The 4,567-nt window shown below is 59.1% G+C and carries 5 protein-coding genes; all 5 read right to left on the bottom strand.

What is annotated here, in order from left to right; translation table 11 throughout:
* Positions 1-862: VPA1269 family protein (locus B6S08_RS18115; RefSeq protein WP_211284270.1), on the bottom strand; the 862-nt coding region annotated here is incomplete at its 3' end.
* Between the two features lie 28 nt (positions 863-890).
* Positions 891-2,273, bottom strand: a complete 1,383-nt coding sequence (gene gmtY / locus B6S08_RS18110) for a gamma-mobile-trio recombinase GmtY (protein WP_012431291.1) — start codon at positions 2,271-2,273, stop codon at positions 891-893.
* A gap of 84 nt (positions 2,274-2,357) precedes the next feature.
* Positions 2,358-3,620 carry an MFS transporter gene (locus B6S08_RS18105; protein WP_039346158.1) on the bottom strand — a complete coding sequence of 421 codons (1,263 nt, stop codon included), beginning with the start codon at positions 3,618-3,620 and terminating at the stop codon, positions 2,358-2,360.
* A complete protein-coding gene (gene arsH / locus B6S08_RS18100) occupies positions 3,571-4,335 on the bottom strand; it encodes an arsenical resistance protein ArsH (protein WP_094202208.1) in 765 nt (254 codons plus the stop codon). Before arsH ends, B6S08_RS18105 begins: the two co-directional genes overlap by 50 nt.
* A gap of 21 nt (positions 4,336-4,356) precedes the next feature.
* Positions 4,357-4,567: GNAT family N-acetyltransferase (locus B6S08_RS18095; RefSeq protein ID WP_281254952.1), on the bottom strand; the 211-nt coding region annotated here is incomplete at its 5' end.

The following is a 4,567-nucleotide window of genomic DNA, read 5'->3' as shown; positions in this document are numbered from 1 at the left end:
CTGCTATCTCGCTGCTGTTTCGCTCCCAACGTCCTGCCGCATAGCGCCAGGTGTCTGCCTCTCCGGAGTCAAGTACGCGGACCTGGCTAGTTCGTAAGGGCAAGATAAGCTTCACAAGCAGTGCAACCCATCGGACTGGACTCCACATCTGCAACACTTGACCACCGCGATAGTTTCGACTCAGCTTACGTATGCGCCAGACGCAATCCGGATCGTCGCGATCAATCTCGTCTTCAGTCACGTCGAGCCAATCAGGCGCGCTCGCACCCATATGGCCGATCTTGCTCCCGAGCGCACCATGTGCCCATTGCCAATCGCGAAAATGGGGTCCCGCCGCCAGCATCTGCCGAAGTTGGTCGATGTAGCCATAAGGCAGTGGTGAATAAACGCTCTCGCCGCGCTTCGGCAACCCCGCTTTCGACATACGACGTACCGGGTTGTGATAGCCCTGCATTAATACGGCGTTATCGTTTTTACCAATCTGACTGAAATGCCGAAGCAACACAAACTGCAGAAAAGCGTGGATAAGATTGTTCGCGCTGATGCCCCAAGGAGAGTCAGGACACGCCGTTCGGTGAAATTCTGGAACCTGTGTCGTTTGCGCCAGGAATACACTCGGGTCCAGCGGCAGGCTCTGCAGAATGAGGTAGCGCTCGAAGAAAGTCGATAGGGCCTGCAGCCTTTGGTGTAGACCATGCGTTTCCCCACCGAGCCACTCCAAGGCGAAGCCTCTCCAGGCTGCAAGTTCTGGATAGAACTCCACCACCCAGGTCAGGGTTGCATCCGAATCGCGTCGCATGCTGCGCTCGGTCCTTGCCGCCTTGCGACGCCCCTTGGGTTTAGTTGGAGAGGTCTTGTACATGTGTTTGCTCGGTCACGTGGAGATGTGGCTAGTCAGATGAACGGACCAAATCGGACAGAGGCGTCGTAAGAAGTCCATCCAGCCGGTGCGCCGCTTGCTGAAGTGCTTCTCGGGCTTCGCTAAAGCTTGCTTGTGTGTAGATCTCCTGGCTCTCGATCGATGCGTGATGCATGAAGCGGCGAATCATCGGCTTGTCGATTCCCGCGTGCTTCAAACGCTGGCCGTAGGCGTGTCGGTGCCCGTGCGGAGTTGTGCCAAGCGCCTTGCCAACTTCGAGGCCAATGCGTTTGCACGCGGCCGCGTGAGCCTTGTTGTACTGCGTGAGGGTGTATATCGCACCATAGGGTGCGCGCCGCAGGTTCACGAAAGCGAACGGATGATCCCGATCGAAATGCGCAAGCTGCTTCAGATAGCGATGCCAAAGTTCCAGAAACCACTCGCCGTACTCCGGCACGAACCAGTACGCCTGCTTGTAGTACGGACCGTCGTGCATGCCGCCTTTCCAGCCAGCATGCCGACGGTCCATCAAGTCTGTACGCGGCACAAGGCCGAAGCGCTGGCCGAGGTATTCTGCTCGGTTCGATTTACGTGGTCGTCCTCGCTCGTCGCACCAGTCAGCAGGCGCGGCCCCGTAGTGCGGATGGTGGATGAGGACCTTGGCTTGACGCGGGTCCTGTGGATCTGGAAATACGTCCTGAACGTAAAGGTGAAAAGGCTCCGACTCTCGAAATCCCGCGCCATGGAGCAGTAGCGTGATCAAGATGCCACGATAGTCGTAACGATCGCCGTTGCGAAAGCCTTTGAAGAGCAACGCTTCAAAGTGACGTTCTGGAAAAGCTGGCGGCTCACCTCGCGCGACCTTCGGGATTCTCCGGTAGCGAAGCCAATATCCTGTGGCGCGCGCGGTGGCATTCGACGCCCACGTATGTCCAAGGAAGGCCTTGCTTCTACGATACTGGTAAGCGGCTTCATCGATCTGTCGATCGAACGTGCTGCCGACGTACCGAGGATTGACGCTGGCTGCTTCAGGACGAACTTCGCCCAACCAATTGAAGAAGTCGCTCAAATGGATGATGATGCGTGCCGCGTCGTGCGGCGAGCGAGGCGGCCAGCAAAGGCCCGTGGCGTCGATTCCTGTTTCGCGATTGAACGTTCCTGTATACAGGCGCTTCGCGAAATTCTGAAACAGTCGATGAGGGTCGCGTTCGGCGGGGTTGAGTTGGATGTACTCAAGAAAGAGCCGCACCGATCGCGTCACCTTGCGCATCCATTCCAGACTGCGATCGTGGCTTCTATGCAGGAAATAATCAATCAGCGGCTCGAGTATCCCCGTCGCGGCGAGCAGGGCGGGGATCTCAGTGTAGACGCCGGTTTCGTCCGTGAGGACCTTTGCTTTGATGCTGACGAACATCGCTCGACAGAAAAAGCAAACACTCTACGCACGCTTTAAGTCACCACGTTGACCGTTGTAAGTCATCGCTGCTCCCGAATCGACTCACCGATAAGAGGGACGTGCCGACGCGCACTTCGCTGCGATAAAAAAGCTGACGGCGGATAGCGCGGAGACAAGCAACACCGTCCATTCGACGGCGACATATCCATCCGTCAATCCCCAGATGCTGGCCGCTGCGATGGGCGCGATGCCCTTCGCAATGTTCGACGGAAACGACAGCATGCCGCTGATCGCGCCGTAGCCCTCCGTCCACAGAAACTGCTGGACGATCGTGCCGCGCAGGATCGTCATCATTCCGTTGGCGGCGCCATAGCAGAGCGCGAAGATCCACAAAAGCGCAGCGGATTTGCCAGCCACAATCAGGACGACCGTCGAGACGGGAAAGAGTGTCACCACGATGAAACCAACTGTCGTGATGGTGACCTTGCGATCGAATGCGAACCAGACCGCGCGGGCGATGACTTGCGCGGGTCCTATCAGCGCCATGGTGATGTCCAGGACCGTGTTGGTGACGCCGCGCTCGACCATCAACGGGACCAGATGAAATGTGAGCGCGGCGAAGGTCGCGTAGTAGGTTGTGAAGCACAGTGCGAGCGCCCAGAAGGTAGGCGTGCGCAGTGCACGTCGCGTTGCCGCAGCATCGACCGCCGTGCGCTCCGCGCTCGGCTGGGCAGCGTTCGGGTCGATTCGTGAGGAGCGGATTGCGAAGACATGAATCGGCAGGCAAATGATTAGATTGCACGCGGCAAGTGCGACGAGCGCGAGACGCCAACCGGCCAGATCCACGAGGAACTGCGTGACCGGAATGAAAACCGTGCTCGCGAATCCCGCAACGAGCGTCACCAGTGTGATCTTGGTCTTGTATCGCAGCGGATAGCGATGCGTGAGCACGGCGAAGAGCGGGTCATAGAAGGTCGCAGCCATCGACAGGCCCAAGCCGATCCACGCTACGAAGAGAATCGTGAGCGACGATGTGGCCGACCACATCAGAAGCATTGCGGCCGCGATCAGCGATCCAATGGCCATGATTCGACGTCCGAGCCCGTGGTCGATCCATTTGCCCACCGGATACGCCACGAAACCCGAGACCAGCAGTCCGAGCGAGAGGGCAGCATTCGTGGACGTGCGGCTCCAGCCCATGGTCTGCTCCATGGGTACGACCAGCAGCGAAAACGAATAGTAGACCGAGCCCCACGACACCAGTTGGGCGAGCGCGAGCGCCCAGGTGGCCAGCGATTCGGCGCGATCCGTCGAGTTACTCGACTTCACTGTCGTCGGTGTCGGCGTTCTGTGCGCTGTGCTCATGGCTCATGGCTGCATTGGCGAGGACGGAAACTGATGCCGGAGCCTTCTCTTTACGCTCACTGTACCGGTCGGTCAGGTAATCTGAGCGGTCGCGCACGAGTAGCGTGAACTTATACAGTTCCTCCTTCACATCGACCACACGATCGTAGTACGACGAGGGCTTCATGCGACCGCTCTCATCGAACTCCTGGAACGCCTTGGCTACCGAACTCTGATTGGGAACGGTCACCATGCGCATCCAGCGGCCGAGCACGCGCAAAGCGTTCACCGCGTTGAAGGATTGCGAGCCGCCCGACACCTGCATGACCGCGAGTGTTCGCCCTTGCGTCGGCCGGATGCTTCCGGAGTCGAGCGGCAGCCAGTCGATCTGGTTCTTGAACACGCCGGTCAGCGCGCCATGTCGTTCCGGGCTGCACCAAACTTGGCCTTCGGACCAGATGGACGCTTCGCGCAATTCGAGGACCTTCGGATGGTCGGCGGGCACGCTGTCGGCGAGTGGCAGACCATGTGGATCAAACACTCTGGTCTCGGCGCCTAACTTGCGAAGGATGCGCTCAGCCTCGAGTGTCAGCAAGCGACTATAGGAGGTCGGACGGAGCGAACCGTAGAGCAGCAAGATGCGCGGCGGATGATCCGAGATCGTCCGGGGTTCGAGCTTTGTGAGATCGGGCGTGTCGAGATGAGAAAGACTGACGTTCGGAAGATCGGTGGACATCGTATGGAAGCGGCTAAAGAGCTACGGGGTGATGGGGCGTGAGAGCAAAATCGCTGTGGCCGGGCACAGTTCAACGGCCTGGCGCGTGGCGAGGATCGCGGCAGGCGCGGTCTCGCGGCTCACAAGGTTGAATCCGGTCTTCTCGAAGAAGGCTTGTGCGTCAGTCGTAAGGAGCCACGCAGTTCTGGCGTCCGCGTCGAAGGCCTGACGCAGCAGCACCGCAACGAGATTC

Source organism: Oceanimonas doudoroffii (genome assembly GCF_002242685.1).
In the GTDB taxonomy this organism is placed as follows: Bacteria; Pseudomonadota; Gammaproteobacteria; order Enterobacterales; family Aeromonadaceae; genus Oceanimonas; species Oceanimonas doudoroffii.
This window is presented reverse-complemented; position numbering and strand designations above follow the sequence as displayed.

What these genes read in the sequence shown, in the direction of transcription:
- gmtY (WP_012431291.1), bottom strand. Translation starts at nt 2,273, where the DNA reads ATGTTCGTCAGCATCAAAGCAAAGGTCCTCACGGACGAAACCGGCGTC.
- B6S08_RS18105 (WP_039346158.1), bottom strand. Translation starts at nt 3,620, where the DNA reads ATGAGCACAGCGCACAGAACGCCGACACCGACGACAGTGAAGTCGAGT.
- arsH (WP_094202208.1), bottom strand. Translation starts at nt 4,335, where the DNA reads ATGTCCACCGATCTTCCGAACGTCAGTCTTTCTCATCTCGACACGCCC.